11 protein-coding genes and 1 pseudogene are annotated in these 16684 nt (G+C 56.4%); 1 reads left to right on the forward strand and 11 read right to left on the reverse strand.

Going from position 1 to position 16684, the window contains the following annotated elements; translation table 11 throughout:
• Positions 1–499: 499 nt before the first annotated feature.
• The 11 genes from ACMYUN_RS10880 to ACMYUN_RS10930 all read right to left on the reverse strand — a co-directional run bounded on the left by ACMYUN_RS10880 (position 500) and on the right by ACMYUN_RS10930 (position 15695).
• The gene (locus tag ACMYUN_RS10880) at positions 500–1411 is read right to left on the reverse strand and encodes a restriction endonuclease (RefSeq protein WP_415763675.1); all 912 of its coding nucleotides are present in this window, start codon (positions 1409–1411) and stop codon (positions 500–502) included.
• 26 nt (positions 1412–1437) lie between these two features.
• Positions 1438–4638 (reverse strand): type I restriction endonuclease subunit R, encoded by a 3201-nt coding sequence (locus ACMYUN_RS10885; RefSeq protein ID WP_415763676.1) that lies wholly within the window; start codon positions 4636–4638, stop codon positions 1438–1440.
• On the reverse strand, positions 4638–6044 hold the full coding sequence (locus tag ACMYUN_RS10890) for a restriction endonuclease subunit S (RefSeq protein ID WP_415763677.1): 1407 nt from the start codon (positions 6042–6044) through the stop codon (positions 4638–4640). Before ACMYUN_RS10890 ends, ACMYUN_RS10885 begins: the two co-directional genes overlap by 1 nt.
• Positions 6041–8017 (reverse strand): type I restriction-modification system subunit M, encoded by a 1977-nt coding sequence (locus ACMYUN_RS10895; protein WP_415763678.1) that lies wholly within the window; start codon positions 8015–8017, stop codon positions 6041–6043. Before ACMYUN_RS10895 ends, ACMYUN_RS10890 begins: the two co-directional genes overlap by 4 nt.
• A 999-nt stretch (positions 8018–9016) precedes the next feature.
• Positions 9017–9910: a glycine betaine ABC transporter substrate-binding protein gene (locus tag ACMYUN_RS10900; RefSeq protein WP_415763679.1), complete on the reverse strand. Its 894-nt coding sequence runs from the start codon at positions 9908–9910 to the stop codon at positions 9017–9019.
• 42 nt (positions 9911–9952) lie between these two features.
• Positions 9953–10621, reverse strand: coding sequence for an ABC transporter permease (locus tag ACMYUN_RS10905; RefSeq protein ID WP_415763680.1), 669 nt, complete (start codon positions 10619–10621; stop codon positions 9953–9955).
• Positions 10622–10623: 2 nt separating this feature from the next.
• The gene (locus tag ACMYUN_RS10910) at positions 10624–11622 is read right to left on the reverse strand and encodes an ABC transporter ATP-binding protein (protein ID WP_415763681.1); all 999 of its coding nucleotides are present in this window, start codon (positions 11620–11622) and stop codon (positions 10624–10626) included.
• Positions 11619–12308 (reverse strand): ABC transporter permease, encoded by a 690-nt coding sequence (locus ACMYUN_RS10915; protein WP_415763682.1) that lies wholly within the window; start codon positions 12306–12308, stop codon positions 11619–11621. The genes ACMYUN_RS10910 and ACMYUN_RS10915 overlap by 4 nt, the downstream gene beginning before the upstream one ends.
• A gap of 323 nt (positions 12309–12631) precedes the next feature.
• The gene (locus ACMYUN_RS10920) at positions 12632–13627 is read right to left on the reverse strand and encodes a GlxA family transcriptional regulator (RefSeq protein WP_415763683.1); all 996 of its coding nucleotides are present in this window, start codon (positions 13625–13627) and stop codon (positions 12632–12634) included.
• Positions 13628–13789: 162 nt separating this feature from the next.
• Positions 13790–14764, reverse strand: a complete 975-nt coding sequence (locus ACMYUN_RS10925) for an alpha/beta hydrolase (protein WP_415763684.1) — start codon at positions 14762–14764, stop codon at positions 13790–13792.
• Positions 14765–14801: 37 nt separating this feature from the next.
• Complete coding sequence (locus ACMYUN_RS10930) at positions 14802–15695, reverse strand: amidohydrolase family protein (RefSeq protein ID WP_415763685.1); 894 nt, start codon at positions 15693–15695, stop codon at positions 14802–14804.
• Positions 15696–16094: 399 nt separating this feature from the next.
• Between ACMYUN_RS10930 and ACMYUN_RS10935 the strand changes: the two are divergent.
• Positions 16095–16680: pseudogene (locus ACMYUN_RS10935) on the forward strand (GNAT family N-acetyltransferase).
• Positions 16681–16684 lie beyond the last annotated feature (4 nt).

Consider the following 16684-nt stretch of genomic DNA (forward strand, 5'->3'; position numbering starts at 1 on the left):
TCAAGCAAACAACAGTCGATAAGACTCAGCGGTGATAATAACGACCAAGCCTGAGCCAAGGAAAAATGACTCGATGGGGCGGGGTTCTAGCTAGCGCGAGAGCTCAATACCTCGAATGACCGTGTTAGCCTTAACCCAAGCTTGCCGCAACAGCCTAATGGGTAGTCTCGCCATGATTAACGAACACCCGCATGCACACGACCTCGATTTTTCAGAGATGATGAGAATCAAAAGGCTCTCACGTAACCGGCAGGTTGATGCTGTCTATTCAGCTAGCCCACAATCGCTAGACTTAGCATCTCAAACTGTCAAAGCAATCCTTCGTGGAAAGACTGGCTCATTCGCCCGCCCAAAACGTTTTGCTGACATGAGCGATTGTTGAACGTCGGCAAGCCTTCGCTATCAATTGGGATAGGAGCTGTAGCAGGCCACGTTAAGCAGGGCCCTAGCCTTGAAAAATGTCCCGCACGTTGACTGCCCCTGCCAGCGACGTTGCAAGTCATTCCCCCGCGAAGTAGTCACTGTCGAGTTGCTTCACTTCGTAAACTTGCTTGATGCTCACGCCCAGGTTGTTTTCTACCATCAGGCGCGCCAGTTCAACACCGTCGATCAATACCACTTTGATATCCAGCCCGAGCGCTGCTGTGCGAGCCCCTTCAGAAAAGTCCGAGGTGGTAATAAACACGCCCTTTCGTGCACGCTGTCGAGTCAGGGCGCCTATAAACTTGTCGATTTCGGGGCGATGAACAGTGTTGGTCCAGCGCTTGGCCTGCAGATAAATCACATCAAGGCCTAGCTTGTCTTCTTTGATGATGCCGTCAATGCCGTCATCATTGGTCGCTTGGGTCGCCTTACCAGCCTCTTTACGCGAGCCGCCATATCCCATGGCGATCATGAGATCGACGACCAACTGTTCAAAGAAGCTAGGGCTGGCCAGCCTAACTTGCGTCAGCAACTCATCTGCCAAAGACTGCGTCAGCGCCTGATGCGCCTCTGCTAGTTGCTCGTCTGGAGTGGTTTCGGCAGTACCAACGTTCGGCACAGCGGGGACATCATCTGCTTGCGCTTTGGCAGTATGGAATTCTGCGAATTCGGGATACTGCTTCAGCCAGCTAACCGTGATGCGCTGCGGGCCATTGGCCAAGGCGTCAAGGCCTCGCGGAGTAATTTGCACCATGCCCTTGGTCGGAATGCAAAGCAGCCCAGCTTTATTCAAATAGGTACGAGCCCAGCCCACTCGATTGTTGATCACCGTCTGATAACCGGAAGGCAGGCGCTCCTTGCGTTCGTCCTCGGTCAGCTGAAACTGATCGGCTACACGCTCGCGCAACTCATTTAGCGGCAGCGCAGCAGTGTTCTGAACGATGCTCAACACAGGGCGCATCACACTTTGAAAATCCGGAATAGCCACTGTTGCTCCTTAATTTACCGCCTGCTTCAGACACCGCCCGTATGAATATCATCGAGGGTAGCTACCGTTTTAAGCATCTTCAAAATCACTAGCGCAAACGCCCGGCTCTTCGTCTCGTTATCCAACACTTCAAGCGACAGCTTTTCGTGGTCAGTCATGGCGTCCAGCACAGTGTCGAGAACGCGCTTGGGAAACAGGCCGTGCATAACTTGATCAATCGAATGGTTGTTTACCTGCGCCATGACATCGTCCTGGCGGCTGATGCGTTGCGCGATGCCGGTAAGGAACTGCAATTGGTCGTCGTCACTCACTTCGGCACCGAAGATATCGTTGAGCGCCTCTATGATTTCGGATAACCGCTTCTTCTCTGGATCGTGAGGTTTACCGCTGCCCACATCACTTCCCGGCTTGAGGGTGTATTCGCCAGTTTCCTCGCTCAGGCGTAGCTGGTGTTCGGCGCGTTTGCTCAGGCGATAGTGGCTCAGTTGCAGCTCGCCCACATCCACGTCGTCTTCTAGCAAGCGATCAACGCGCAGCAACGGGTGCAGGTGCTTGGCGTATACGCACAGCTGCTCCAGTTCGCGATCCTCGTAAGGCACGATCTGCGACAGAAACTCGTACAGGCGCACGAAACTCTGCAGGTTCTTGCGAAACAGGTCGAGCTGATCAACTTGCTCACCAGCTTCTTTCAATGCGTGCTCGGCTTTTTTTAGACCGGCGCTGTCTCCATTGGCTTCAGCAGTACGCTTGTAATCCAGTGCCTGCTGACGCGACTCCAGCGAGAAGGCGTACCGCTTGGCAAAGCGCTCCTTGGCCGGCGCGCAGTAATAACTGAGTTTGCTGGCTTGCGCCTTCGGGTCAAAGAAAGCCAACGCGAACGCTTCTACCTCCTGCCAGTGATAGATGCCCTCAGCATCCAGCTTCTTTTGCAGGTCATAGATGATCTGCGGGTCGGTCACGTCGGTCAGCTCGGCCTTGGTGTAGTACGGCAAAAAGGCATCGAGAATGTCCTGCGGCTCGTTAAAAAAGTCGAGGATAAAGGTTTGCTTGGTGTCACCAAAGGTGCGATTCAACCGCGATAAGGTCTGCACGCAGTCCACACCTTGCAGCTTCTTATCCACGTACATGGCGCACAGTTTGGGCTGATCGAAGCCGGTCTGGTACTTATTGGCAGCAATCATCACGTTGAAGTCTTGAGTGTCGAAAGCGTCCGCCAGGTCGCGGCCATTCAGGCCTGCATTGAGCAGACTGCTGTTTTCCGTCACCTCTTCGGGGATTTCCTCGTCCGGTAATACGCTGCCGGAGAACGCCACCAGCGGATGCACATCGCTGTAACCCATCTGCTGCACATAAGCTTTTAATGCCAACTGATAACGAACAGCTTCTTGACGACTGCTGGTCACTACCATGGCCTTGGCTTGACCATTGAGCAGACCGCGAATATTGGCGCGAAAATGCTCGACGATTACCTCGACCTTCTGGCTTATGTTGTACGGGTGTAAACGCACCCAGCGTGCCAGCTTGATGCGCGCTTTTTTGCTGTCCACCTCGTCGTCTTCGCCATCCGGGTGGGCGATCTTCCATGCGGTGCTGTAGGTGGTGTAATTGCTCAGCACGTCGAGGATGAAACCCTCTTCAATCGCCTGGCGCATGGAGTAAAGGTGAAACGGCTCAGGCTTGTTGCTGGTGCTCGCTGGCAGCGTGGAATCGGCCGGACGACCGAACAGCTCCAGGGTTTTAGCTTTTGGGGTGGCAGTAAAGGCGTAGTAGCTGATGCGCTCATTGGGTTGGCGAGCTTGTACGGCAGCATCCAGTAGCTCTTCAGCGCTGATTTCTTCCGCCTCCAGAACATCGCTGCCTAGAATCTGTTTCAGCTTGCTGGCCGAAGAGCCGGTTTGCGAGGAATGCGCCTCGTCGGCGATCACTGCATAACGCCCGCTGGCAAGTTTGGGGTACTTATCCAGCGCATCAAACAGCGCCGGGAAGGTCTGGATGGTGACGATGATGATGCGCGTCTGCTCAGCCAGCGCCTCGGCCAGTTGCTCGGACTTACTTTGGTTTCCGATATCCCGGCTGATCGGTTTGACGACGCCCTGGGCGTGCTCGAACTGATAAATGGTGTTTTGCAACTGACTGTCGAGCACCGTGCGGTCGGTGACCACGATCACCGAATTGAAAAGGCGCTGACCGGCTTCGTCGTACAGCGAAGCCAATTGATGTGCAGTCCAGGCGATGGAGTTGGACTTACCAGAGCCTGCGCTGTGCTGAATCAAATATCGCTTGCCCGGCCCTTCGGTACGGGTGGTATCGATCAGCTTATTGACCACTTCCCATTGGTGGAAACGCGGGAAGATCATCGTCTCCTTGGTCACCAGCGTGCCGTCGAAGCTTTCACTGGTTTTCTTGTCCAAGTGCAGAAAGCGCCCCAGCACCTTGAGCCACGTATCTGGCTGCAACAGGCGTTGCCAGAGGTAGCTCGTGGCGTATTGACTATCGTCCTCAGGCATCGGGTTACCCGCACCACCTTCCGCGCTGCCGAGGTTAAACGGCAGGAAGAAGGTATCTTTACCCGCAAGTTTGGTGGTCATCGCCACTTCGTTCTGGCCCACAGCAAAGTGCACTAGCGCACCGCGTTTGAAGGTCAGCAGCGGCTCAGGTTTGCGCGTTAGCGGGTCTTTTACTGGGCGGTCATTGCGGTACTGGCGCTTGGCGTTTTCCACCGACTGCTTGAACTCGCTTTTCAGCTCTAGTGTGGCGGTGGGGATGCCGTTGACGAACAGCACCAAGTCCAACCGTGGGTTGTAGCTCTGTCCACCGCTGCCAGCCTCACGCGCATGCGGCGAATAGGACACCTCAGGCACCACGCGCAGTCGGTTGCTATGGTAGCGCTTTAAGGTATCCGGGTTCATGCCGTGGTCGGGCTGGAAGCTGCACAACTCCACCTTCACCGCCGGCAGTTTAAAGCCATGGCGCAGCACATCGAGGGTGCCGCTCTGCTCCAGCTCGCGCACGAGCTTCTGCACCAGCACATCATTCGGGTTGTTCGGGTTGGCCTTGGCGAACTTGTCCCAACGCTCCGGCCAAGCTTCCTTGAAGTAGGCCAGCACGTCCTCGGTATACAACGCCGTGCGCCGGTCGTAGCCGCTGGCGGTGCCGACCAACCAGCCTTGTGCGGCCAGGGCGTCGATGATGTCCTGCTGAAACTGAGCTTCCTTGCTGTCCGCCATTACACAGCCTCTTGTTCTAATTCGGAGGATTTCGCGCGGGCCGGTGGCAGCCAGCCGCGCACGTCCATTTTGCCGGTTACGGCGGCGGAGATTAGGGCGGCGCGGCGCTCTTGGAGCAGCTCAACAATCATTTCAGAATCTCTTGTTAGCCCGTCAAGGTTGACCAGGTGATTTTCGATCACCTCAACCAACTTAACCTGCTCCGCAAGCGGTGGCACCATCAGAGGCGCTTCAGCAATATCAGTAAGACTAAGCCCCTCTTTCAGACCATATTGTTCAACATTGAAATAACTCTGACAGGCGGATGAAGACAATGCATATCCGAGATATCGAGAGTTACACGCCAGTACATACGGCCGGACAAGTCCGAGATGCTGATTGACATATGCAGCCTCGCACACCTTACCCACCACTGCTACACGACCGGTATTTGCCCCGGTAATGCAGACAACCAAATCGCCATCTTGCAGCCGAGTCCTTAAGCCTTCAGCACCTTCCGGGGTGATGATTCGCTTGGCTTTATCGAATAACACGTTCAGGCGATTATCCATATCCCCGCTTTGTAGAAAAATATCTTCACCTGATTCATCAATATAATCTGACCACCCACGTGAGCCTGATGTGATGAACGAGGCAACATTTTTTACGCGCGAAACAACCCAATGTTCCGGTACCTTTCCTAGCCACTCCACGCCAGAGTCTTTCATCGGCACGGTAGAATCGACGCCTTTGGTGACGGCGTGGGAGATCACAGCCTGACGCTTTTCCTTGAGCAGTTCGATCAGGCGCCGTTGCTCTTCGATTAGCGCGTCGATGCGTGCAGTTTCGTAGTCGAGGAAGCGGGCTATTTGGGTTTGCTCGCGAAGAGGTGGATATGGAATTCTGAGTTTCTTAATTTGACCAAGGTTGATACGTATCCGTGTGACGCCTGATGACATCAGCTCTGCGCTAATCCGAACGCAGTCAGAATTGATTGCCCAAATCAGGAAACTCAAATCAACAGACGTCAAGTCTGGAGTCATTTTCACGCAGTCAGCAACTATCACGTATTCAGAAAATTCATCAGATACAATGGCTGAACGAGCAACGGGATCAGCCATCTTCGCAATGACTATGTCGCCTGGAAAAGCAGAGTGCCGGTATAGTTCATTTCTTTTTTCTTCACTGATAAATTTCATGTTTCGAAGAACATGCAGGCCATCCCTAATGTTATTCAGCTGTATTAAAGGAATACCTTCTTCCTGGTAATCACTGCTTTTTAAATCAGAGCCAAAGGGGCCATCTACGAAAGCCGTACGTGATTCGACAGCAAGAAGTCCTAACCATTTTTGCTGCCAATGCTCGGGAATCTTGCCCAACCAGTCGACACCAGCATCCATGTAAGCGGAATACGCAGGGAAGCTCATGCCGACAGCCCCTCGATCATCTGCTTAATGCGGTCGGTACAGGCTTTCAGGTCGCGATCGATCTCGACTAGCGGACGCGGCGGCTGAAAGACGAAGAAGTGGCGGTTAAAGGGAATCTCGAAACCGACAATACCGACCCCGCCGTCCAGCTCGTCGGTTTTGCTTTGGTCGATCCAGGCATCCGGCACATGGGGGATGACTTCGCGCGCAAAGTAATCGTACACCGACTCGCCCAGCGGCACGTTCTCGTTATCGCGCAGGCCGGCGTCGGCTTCCGGCTGGCCCTTGGTCATACAGATATCCGCCTCGGGGTCGCGCTCGCTCAGGGCACTCATCAGGGCTTTTAGCTCCGATGTACTCAGGCTGACGCCGTCCGCGGCGAGGGCTCTATTGAGCAGCTTGCTGAAATGCTCACGGTTGCGGTGAAGCTGGCTGCCATCCATCGCTTGCAGGGCGGCCAGCAGTTGTTGCTGAGCGGCGCTGTCGAGCTTGTGCAGGGCTTTTTCTTCCAGCACTTTAGCGACGCGCTCGGCGCTGGTCTGGAAGTTCAGGCGCAGTGGGCGTTCGACGGTGATACGGCGGTAGCCGAAAGCATCAATGGGAAAAATTTTGCTCTGCGCGGTTTGCTCGAAGCTGCCATACAGGCGCACCAGCTCACTGATTTGATGCTCGGTGATGTACTGGCGCTTACTGCCCAGCGACTTGCGCATTTTGGCGTAGTACTGGGTGCCGTCGATCAACTGCACTTTCCCTTGGCGCGCTGCCGTTTTCCTGTTGCTGAGGATCCATACATAGGTGGCAATGCCGGTGTTGTAGAACATGTCCGTCGGCAGCGCGACGATGGCTTCGACCAAGTCGTTTTGCAGCAGGTAGCGGCGAATCTCCGATTCACCCGAACCTGCACCGCCAGTGAACAGCGGCGAGCCGTTGAGAATGATGCCGATGCGCGAGCCACCTTCACGCGGGTCACGCATCTTGCTAACCAAGTGCAGGAGGAAAAGCAGCGAACCGTCAGATACACGCGGCAGGCCCGGGCCGAAGCGGCCGTCGAAGCCCTTGTGGCGGTGCTCATCTGTGATCTGTTTTTGTACCTTCTTCCACTCCACGCCGAACGGCGGGTTGCTGAGCATGAAGTCGAAGGATTTGCCGGCCAGTTGGTCGTTGGACAGGGTATTGCCGAGCTTAATGCTTGCCACGTCCTGGCCCTTGATTAGCATGTCCGCCTTACAGATGGCGTAAGACTCGGGGTTGAGCTCCTGGCCGTGCAGCGACACGCTGACCTTCTCGCTGATTGACTGGATGTACTCATCACCCTCAGACAGAAAGCCGCCGGTACCAGCGGTTGGGTCATAGATGGTGACGATGCTGTTGGGCGCGAGCTTGTGGTCCTGATCGGTGATCACCAGCGAGGTGGTGAGGTGCACGATATCGCGCGGGGTGAAGTGCTCCCCGGCGGTTTCGTTGGAGCTTTCAGCGAACTTGCGGATCAGCTCTTCGAAGATGATGCCCATGCCGAAGTTGCTGATGAACTCGGGGCTCAGATCGGTTGCCGCGAAACGCTGCACCACCTGGTACAGCAGGTTGGCGGTTTCCAACTGCTGTACGAAGTCTTCGAAGTGGAAATGCTCGAAGATCTCTCGTGCGTCTTTGCTGAACGCCTGCACGTAGCTCATTAAGTCGGCGGCAGTCTGTGTATCGGACAGTGTGCTGAGGGTCAGCGGCGAGGCATTGAAGAACTGCTGACCGGCAGCGCGCAGCAGAATCATTTCGCGCACGGTATCCGGGCGACCTTCTTGGGCGAATGTCTGCTTGATTACCTCATCCTTGGTCGGAGCAAGTACGCACTCCATGCGCCGTAACAGGGTGAATGGCAGGATAATGCGGCCGTATTGCGATTGTTTAAAGTCACCGCGCAGCAGATCGGCAATGGACCAAAGAAACGCGGCCGTCTGGGAATGATTTTCCGTGTTCACGCAATAACTCCTTGGAGTACGGGCAAAAACGGAATTCTAACACCCGAGGGGCCCCATCCGGAGCTTTCACTTTAGGCTCTGAAGTCGCTGACCCCAGTCCACTTGGAGATGCCTTTGCTAGCGCTGAGAGCTATCCACAGATCGTTTCGTTGGCCACAATTTCACAAAGCTTGTTGGACAGATTGAAAATTAAGTGCTCACGCGACGTCAGGTATTCCAATCGGTATTCCAGCCAAAAGCGAAAATCGTTATTCGTTTTTAAAAATCAATAACCTACCAACTCAATTCAGATTACCCCGGCTTCTAAAGACGTCCACGGACGTCTATTTTTTGGCCTGGAATCAAGTAAATACGGGGATTTCAGGGCCATTGAGCTCCACAGCACCTCGTACAGATCAATTTTGAAAGGTATTTCAAGCCCGTGACCGGGAAAGTTTTGACTACACGAACAGCGTTGGAATGCCTAGGGGAGCTCAAGTCACATGCCTTTCAGACGTGAAAATTCAAAGCCGCAAGCCCAAGAACTTGCTCCGCATGGCGTCAGGCTCCAACCCGAATCATATTTGATGTTTTGACAGCGGGGATTGGCTGATCTTCACTCAGACTTCAACAACCCAATGGTTCAAGGAGCGGCTATGACTTGGGAGCTGAGGCACGATCCAGAAGAGTACGTCTCAATCATCGCGGAAGTTTTCTATGACCCAGCCCGCCGCAAGAATGGTGTTCGACCAGCCAGCGGAGAGTCTTTTGCCCAGAACATGAAGATAGAGTGTTCTAGAGAAATCCGGGGCTATCCGGTAGGCACGAAGGTGCGCCTGAGGGTTGTGGAGACCAAAAAGGAGGACAGTCGGCCTTTCTTGTACAGCAGCTATAAGTGGGCACATGAGCTCGTCTAGCTGGTATCACTGGCCGGGCGGAATCCACTTCGATATTCACGGTTTGGCTAGATCCGTCCCGGACAACCTATAGCGAGATCACAGCTCCCGCCACCCCCGCCAACTAAAGCAAACCGCTTTGTTGCAGAAACGCTTTAGACACCCCCTCAATCGACTCCCGCCCCACATCAACCCGCGAATTAAGCCCCGCAATCGTCCCATCATCCAGCTTGGAAGAAAGCGCATTCAGCAACTCCCCAATCTTCGGATTTACCTCAAGCACCTGAGTACGAACAACCGGCGTCAACGCATAGCCAGGAAAGAACCCCTTATCATCCTTCAACACCACAAACCCAAACGCCGGAATTCGTCCATCGGTGGAAAGGACCAACGCCAAATCAACCTGACCATCCCTAAGCGCCTGATACGTCAACCCGCCATCCATCCGCACAATATTCTTGCGCTCGAATTCAAACCCGTATTCCTCCTGAAGAGGACGCAGGCCATCCGGCCGGGAGAAGAACTCGGCATTCGAAGCAAACTTGTACGATTTGCCCGCTTCGATGTTTTTCGCCAGATCGCTGATCGAGACGACGCCATCCTTTTCGGCGTCCACTTTGCGCATGGCCAGTGCGTAGGTGTTATTGGCCTTGGAAGGGTTCAGCCAGGTGATGCCCTTTTGCGCATCCAGTTCGCTGATTTTTTTGTAGGTTTCCTCAGCGCTGAGTTTGTCGGTGACTTTATTGTAAGTAATCAGGGAGGTGCCGGTGTATTCCCAGTACACATCGACCTGGCCGTTCTCTTGCGCCGCGCGCAGTACCGATGAGCCCAAGTCTGCGCGTTTATCGACCTTGTAGCCGTTGGCGCGCAGTAGTTGTGCGGTCATTTCGGCGACCAGTTGCTGTTCGGTAAATTTCTTGCCGCCGACGACAATTTTGGTATCGGCAGTAGCGTTGCCGACAACACCGGCAACGAGACTAAAGCTGAAGATCAGATTGGCCAGGATTCGATAAATCATCGTGCACCTCATGTTATTGATTTAGGTGAAGGGTGTTCGGATTCATTGGCGTCCGGCCATGCGCAAGCCTCGGGAGACTGCAGCGTGTTGAATCAAGCCGCAGCCCAGATCGACCGCAATCGCCAGGAGCGCGGTCGATAGGGCGCCGGCCAGCATCATGCCGAAGTCGTTCAGGTCGATGCCGGTGAAGATCAGCTCGCCCAGCCCGCCGCCACCGACGAGGAAGGCCAGCGGTGCGGTGCCGACGTTGATCGCCAGCGCGGTACGGATGCCGGCGAAAATCACGTTCAGCGCATTGGGAATTTCGACTTTCCACAGCGTTTCCCGTGGCGTCATGCCCATGGCTTCGGCCGCTTCGACCAGATGCTGCGGCACCGCGCGCAAGCCTTCGTAGGTGTTGACCGCGACGGGGAGCAAGGTCGCGACAAACAAGCCGAAGATCGCTGCCCCGCTGCCGACGCCGGTCAAGCTCATGGCCAACGCCAGCAGCGCGAGTTTGGGAATTGCCTGCCCCACGTTCAGGACCTGCATGCTGGCCATGGCATAACGCTGGTTCGCCGGGCGGCTCATCCACACACCCAACGGCAGCGCAATGGCGATGGCCAGCACTCCGCTGACGGCGACGATCTGCAAATGCTGGACGGTCAGGTAGCTGATGTCGCCCCAGTAGAACTGCAGCCCCTGCCAGAATCGGTTGAGTAAGTCCGCCATCGTCAGTGCACCGCCGGAGTGATGTTTTCAACCAGGCGCGCGAGAATGTCTGCCTGGTGCACATAGCCGAGAAAGCGCCCGTCGCTGTCGTTGCACAGCGCCCAGTCCTGGCCGCGACCGAGCAGTTGCGAGAGCACTTGGCGCAGGTCATCACCTGGTTTGACGATCAGGTGCGAGTGCGCGGTGATGCCGCTGGTACTGCCGACGATCTGCATGTGTTCGCGTGGCGCGATTTTGCTGACGACGTCCGCCGCGCGCAGCAGGCGCAAGCGTTTCATGATCCGATCGCCGCCCATGAAGTTCGCCACGAAGTCGCTGTTGGGTCGGGCGAGCAAATCATCCGAGCTGCCGAACTGCTGGATTTTGCCGTTGTGGAACAGGGCGACGCAGTCGGCCATCTTCACCGCTTCATCAATGTCGTGACTGACGAACAACACGGTCTTGTTGACGAGGCGCTGGATGCGCATGAATTCGTCCTGGATCACTTCGCGGTTGATCGGATCGATCGCACCGAAAGGCTCATCCATCAACATTACCGGCGGATCCGCCGCCAGCGCCCGCGCCACGCCTATGCGTTGTTGTTGCCCACCGGACAGCTCACAGGGATAGCGCTTGAGAAATTTCGCCGGATCCAGCGCGACCACTTCCAGCAACTCGGCGGCGCGCTTACGGCTTTTGTTTTTGTCCCAGCCCAACAGATTGGGCACGACGCAGATGTTTTCCTCGACGGTCATATTCGGGAACAGGCCGACTTGCTGGATCACATAGCCGATGGAGCGTTTGAGGGTGACGCTGTCCAGTCCGGACGTGTCGCGACCGTTGATTCTGATCGTGCCGGACGTCGGCGTGATCAGTCGGTTGATCATTTTCAGCGTCGTGGTTTTGCCACAGCCCGACGGCCCGAGCAGTACGCAGATCTGTCCCTCTTCGACGTTGAATGAGACATCTTCTACCGCCGTGACAGCGCCGAATTGCTTGTTCAGGTTTTCGATCTGGATCACGTCGTCGCTTCCTTCATTCGGCCGGTGGCCAGTTTGTTCTTGTTCAAGCCGTTGGGCGTCAGCAAGCGCTGCAAGCCGTACAGCGCGTAATCGGCGGCGATCGCGATGACGCTGATAACGATCGCACCAGCCAGAAGCTGTCGGGTATCCGATTGCGCGATGCCGCGAATGATCAGGCTGCCCAGGCCGCCGGCGCCGATATAAGCCGCGATGGCTGCAATGCCTATGTTGATCACGGTGGCCATCCTTACACCCGCCATGATCAGCGGCACCGCAATCGGCAGCTCAACCTTGCGCAGTCGTTGCCCGGTCGACATGCCCATGCCGATGGCGGCTTCACGCAACGCGGGGTCGATGTTGGCGATCGCCGTGGTGGTGTTGCGGATGATCGGCAACTGGGAGTAGAGAAACAGCGCAATGACCGCCGGCACCACGCCGATCCCATAGCCGATCAGCGACAGCGCCGGGATCATCAGCCCGAACAGCGCGGCGGAGGGAATGGTCATCAGCACGGCGGCGAAGGCCAGGACCCACCGACGTGTTCTGGGGTGCTGGGAGATGACGATGCCGACGGGCACGCCGGTCAGTATTGCCAGCCCCACCGCTATCGCCACGATGAGCAGGTGCTGGCCGAGTAGCAGACCGATCAGCCCCGCGTTTTCCAGAATGAAACTCAAGGTTTCCATGAGGGTTGTGCCTTCTGTACGTCATTGTTGTTTTTATCGGTCGCGCATCTGGAGTGAACGCCGTGTGTGGACGAAACAGTACCGCGCCGGTGCAAGCACTCTGAGCTTGGAGTTCGACGATTTCTATCAAAAAATCGACGTCACGCACCCAGAATGCATGAAGTGCAGGGCGTTGGATGGATGGCAAATGGCTGCAGGCGCAATCGCCAAATGAAAAGATTCGCCAGAGTTCTCAGCTCGGCAGGCCGAGTCATTAGCTAGCTATGGGATTTTGCCGGATTAGAGGTTCTGAAGTTTTACGGTGGATGTTCCGTGTAACAAAATCAGGAGTGAGCATCATCAAATTTCCGCCGCTCCTCTCCGGGCGTACAGCCCCAGACACGACGGTAAGCAGCGCCCAGGTGGGATGCCGAAACGAACCCGCAGCTGTAGGCAATCGACGCAATGGGCTGGGTACTCTCCCGCAGCAATCGGCGCGCTTCATTCAACCGCAGCTCCAGATAGAACTTTTTCGGCGTCATGCCGAAGTGCTGGTGCCACAGACGCTCGAGTTGCCGATGGGACAGGTTGCAGCGGTCGGCAATTTCTTCGATGCCGACGATGTTTTCCAGATTGTTTTCCATGAACGCGATGGCGGCGGTCAGCCGTCGATCATGAATACCGAACCGCCACTGGATCGACATTCGCTGATGCTCTTCCGGCGCACGTATCCGCGCGTGCAGAAATTGTTCGGCGATATTTGCCGCGAGCTGATTACCGAAATCGAGCGCGATCTGCGCCAGCATCAGGTCAATGGCCGCCGTGCCCCCGGCGCATGTCCAGCGGTTGTCATGGTTGACGTAGAGCTCCCGGGTGACTTCGATGGTCGGGAATTCTTCGGAAAACTGGCCGATGGATTCCCAGTGCAACGTACAGCGCTTGCCTTCCAATAATCCGGCGCGGGCGAGGATGAAGGTGCCGGTGCTGAGTGCGCCTACAGTGATTCCGCGCGAGGCGGCACGCTGGAGGAAACGCAATATTTTCGGCGGCTTCTGATGCTCGATGTCCAGACTTGCCAGGACAAACACGCGATCCAGTTCCGGCGCCTGATCAACCGGCACGGTGTGGATTTCGATGCCGCTGCTGGAGCTGACCGGTCCGCCCGATTCAGTCAGCAGGGTCCAGTCATACAGCGTTTTGCCGGACAGCCGATTCGCCGCACGCAACGGCTCGCTGGCACCCGCCAGCGCCATCATGGAGAACTGCGGGAGAATCAGCAGCCCGATTCGCTTGGTCGTCGAGTTATTCACAGACGTCGCTGAATCGATGGGGGCTGTCATCGCCAGATCCTTTCATGGGGGGCAGCCGTTCGAGCGAACGGCTATCGACCCGCATGTTAGGGGCTGGGCACGCATTCAGCCAGACAGGAACAACTCCCGCAGGGCTGGGGAATCGCTGCGAGACCTCGACACCCGAGGTCTCGCAGGCGAATGGCGAGCGGCTCAGGCCCGCGCGCGGATGGCTTGGTCGATGGTCTGGATCATCGATTTGAACACCGGGTGGTCGGCCTGATTCTGCTGACCATGTTGCATCTTCGAAATGATCAACGCATGCGGGCCGGCATCGCCCGGATAGTTTTGATGCAGACGCACGGACTCCGATGGCATGTGCAAAGTATTGTCTGCGCCATGGATGATCAGCGCCGGCGGGAAGCCTGTTGCGCCTTCGATGGATTGCTCCGGGTCATAGTGCACATAGGACGTGTAGGATTTCGCCGTCACGTGGGTGCAGCCCGGCCAACGGTCCGCGCCGCCCGCTTCGGTGTAGCCGCCCAGTTGCTGGTCGACGTAGGCCTGGGTTTCAGGATCCAGCGGGTAGTAGCCGAGTCGGGTCTCATCGGTGCCGGTGTCGAACGGCGGGATCGGCGCGTCATCGGCCAGTTTGGCGATGGCCGCATCAGCCGCCGCCGGATCTGCGCGCAAGGCCTGCAGTTTGCGGATGTTGGTGTAGCTCATCGGCACCCAGAAGCGGATCTGTTCGGCGCCGGCGGCGGCGAGTTCAGCCACCGCTCCAAGGCTGGCCACCGAGCCCATCGCCCACGACGCGACCACCGGCATCTCACCGAATATCGCCCGTGCCCAGGCAACGGCCCCCAACACTTCATCTTTCTGGTCTTCGAGAATGACGTTGGTGATGACCTTGTCGCCTGACCCGATGGTGTTACGGATGTGCTTGTTGGAAAAGAAACCGGCCACGTCGTACGTCATGACCCGATAACCAAGGGCCGCCAGGGCGCGACCGAACAACTGGCCGTACATCGTGACTCCGCCGGTGAAGCCGGAGTTGAAAATTACCGGTGGCAGTTTTTGCGATTGCGCGTCGTGTTGTTCCGGTTGAAAGACCGTGCCTTTGAGGCTGAGTGTTTCATCGCCGTAGTTGACACTGAAGTTGATGTCTCTTGTTGTAATGTTCGTCATTTCTGAGTGATCTCGAAGTGAGAGGTGTGGGCGTAGATCAACTTGCCAACTGGCCAGACGCTCCTCGCAGAAGTTGGCCAACAGGAATTTCGCTTGCTTGGGAAACATGCCGTGCAACGGCATCAACAAAGTTGAACGCCTTGCTCGGATCGAACCGCTCGGAATACTTGACTCCTTCGTTGTCCGTTCCGACATGAGGCGCATCGGTTGCTTCCAGCAGGATCTTGTCTGCGCCGACGGCGCGGACGATTTGCGTCACGAAACGAGCGGTTTCTTCGGGCTGGCTGCTGGTGCGATAGCCGGGCCCCTTGAACCACACGTTGCCCCGCGCGCTGGCGTCGGCAAGCAGCGCGATCCAGGCAGGCTCGGTGATGCCGCGCTCGGGATGACAAGTGCCGAGGTGATCGATGAAGACCGGCACATCGCAAGGGATCTGGCGCAGTACGCGCAAATTGGTCTCGGCTTCTTTCGCGTAAATGTGCAGATGCTGGTGCGGTTGCAAGCGTTGATAAAACGCCTGCCACTGTTCATCACTGAACTGGGTGGGAGAAACGCTTTCCGGCCGTGCATCGTGCAAAACGATGCGGGCGCCAATCACCTGTGGGTGCGAAAGCCGTTCATTGGTGGCATAAGCCGGGTCTGCCTTGATCGTGCCCACTAACCTCACACTGCCGTAGCGCTGAGGGTTGGCTGCCTGAAGCTTGTGGAGTTCGTCAAACGAGGCAAATACGTTTTCCGAGTCCGGCAGAATACTGAGATGGACGTTATTGATCAGCGTCGGAGCCATACCGGCAGCCATCAAGTTGTCCAGATAAGCCGTCAGCGAGTGCGGCGCAGGTAATGCATAGGGCAGCGCAGCGGACACTCGGCGCAGGTCTTGCGAAGTAAAAAAATGAACGTGACTGTCTGTTCTTTCAATCGACGGCAGCATGATTAGTGTTTCCTGCTTTTGTGCGAAAACAATAATCGTCGTCAGTCCCTCGTCGCTCCCGCCAACTCGACGTCTAGTATCAAAATTTCGCCATGCGCGAATGTGTGAGCAAAGATGTTCTGAAAATCATCGCTTGGTTTTGCAGGCATTGAAGCCTTTAACTGTTTAGGGATGGCGGCCCCTCAGAAAGTATGGCGAAAAATTGATGCGCCTGTTTCGACATGAATATTTCTTCACCGCCCCCCACCCCTCGAACCGATAAAATCCCCCCGCTCATTCAAGAAACTACGGTTCGCCCGCGCTCCTAGCGGGCTTTTTTTCGTCTGCCATCCAGCACACCTTGCCGCTTCCCAGCATATGCGCGACTCTGCCAGCAGATCCCTCGCCAAGGAGCGCTCGATGCCGCTGTTATCCCTGCCCTGCCCGCGCCTGACGCTGGCGATCCTCTCCCCCGATCAGGCCGAGCTCGAAAGCGCTTTCTCTACGCAACCAGCGGCACCTGGCTCGCTGGTCGCCCATCCGCACCACCGACTACTTCTCCACTGCCAACATCCGTCGTCGCTTGGAGATCCAGGCCAGCGCCTTCGAAGCCGGGTTAGCCATGCATTTCGCGCTGCTGTCGCTGGACGGCCAGCAGATGATCGGGGCGTGCAATTTCAGCGGGATTATTCGCGGGGCGTTTCAGGCGTGTTATTTGGGTTATCACATCGATGAGGCGCATCAGGGGCAGGGTTTGATGCAGGAGGGGCTGGAGGCGGGGATTGGTTATATGTTCGATACGCAGAATCTGCATCGGATCATGGCCAATTACATTCCGGACAATGAGCGCAGTGCGCGTTTGCTTGAGCGCTTGGGTTTTGAGCGTGAGGGCTATGCGAAGGCGTATCTGAATATCGCCGGGCGCTGGCAGGATCATGTGCTGACGGCGCTGGTCAATCCGGGGTTCGAGGCGCCGGATCAGCGTTGGTCGCGGCGCTTGGGCTGATATT

Origin of the sequence: Pseudomonas sp. CP4, assembly GCF_047758505.1 — a bacterium.
Lineage (GTDB): Bacteria > Pseudomonadota > Gammaproteobacteria > Pseudomonadales > Pseudomonadaceae > Aquipseudomonas > Aquipseudomonas fluorescens_AO.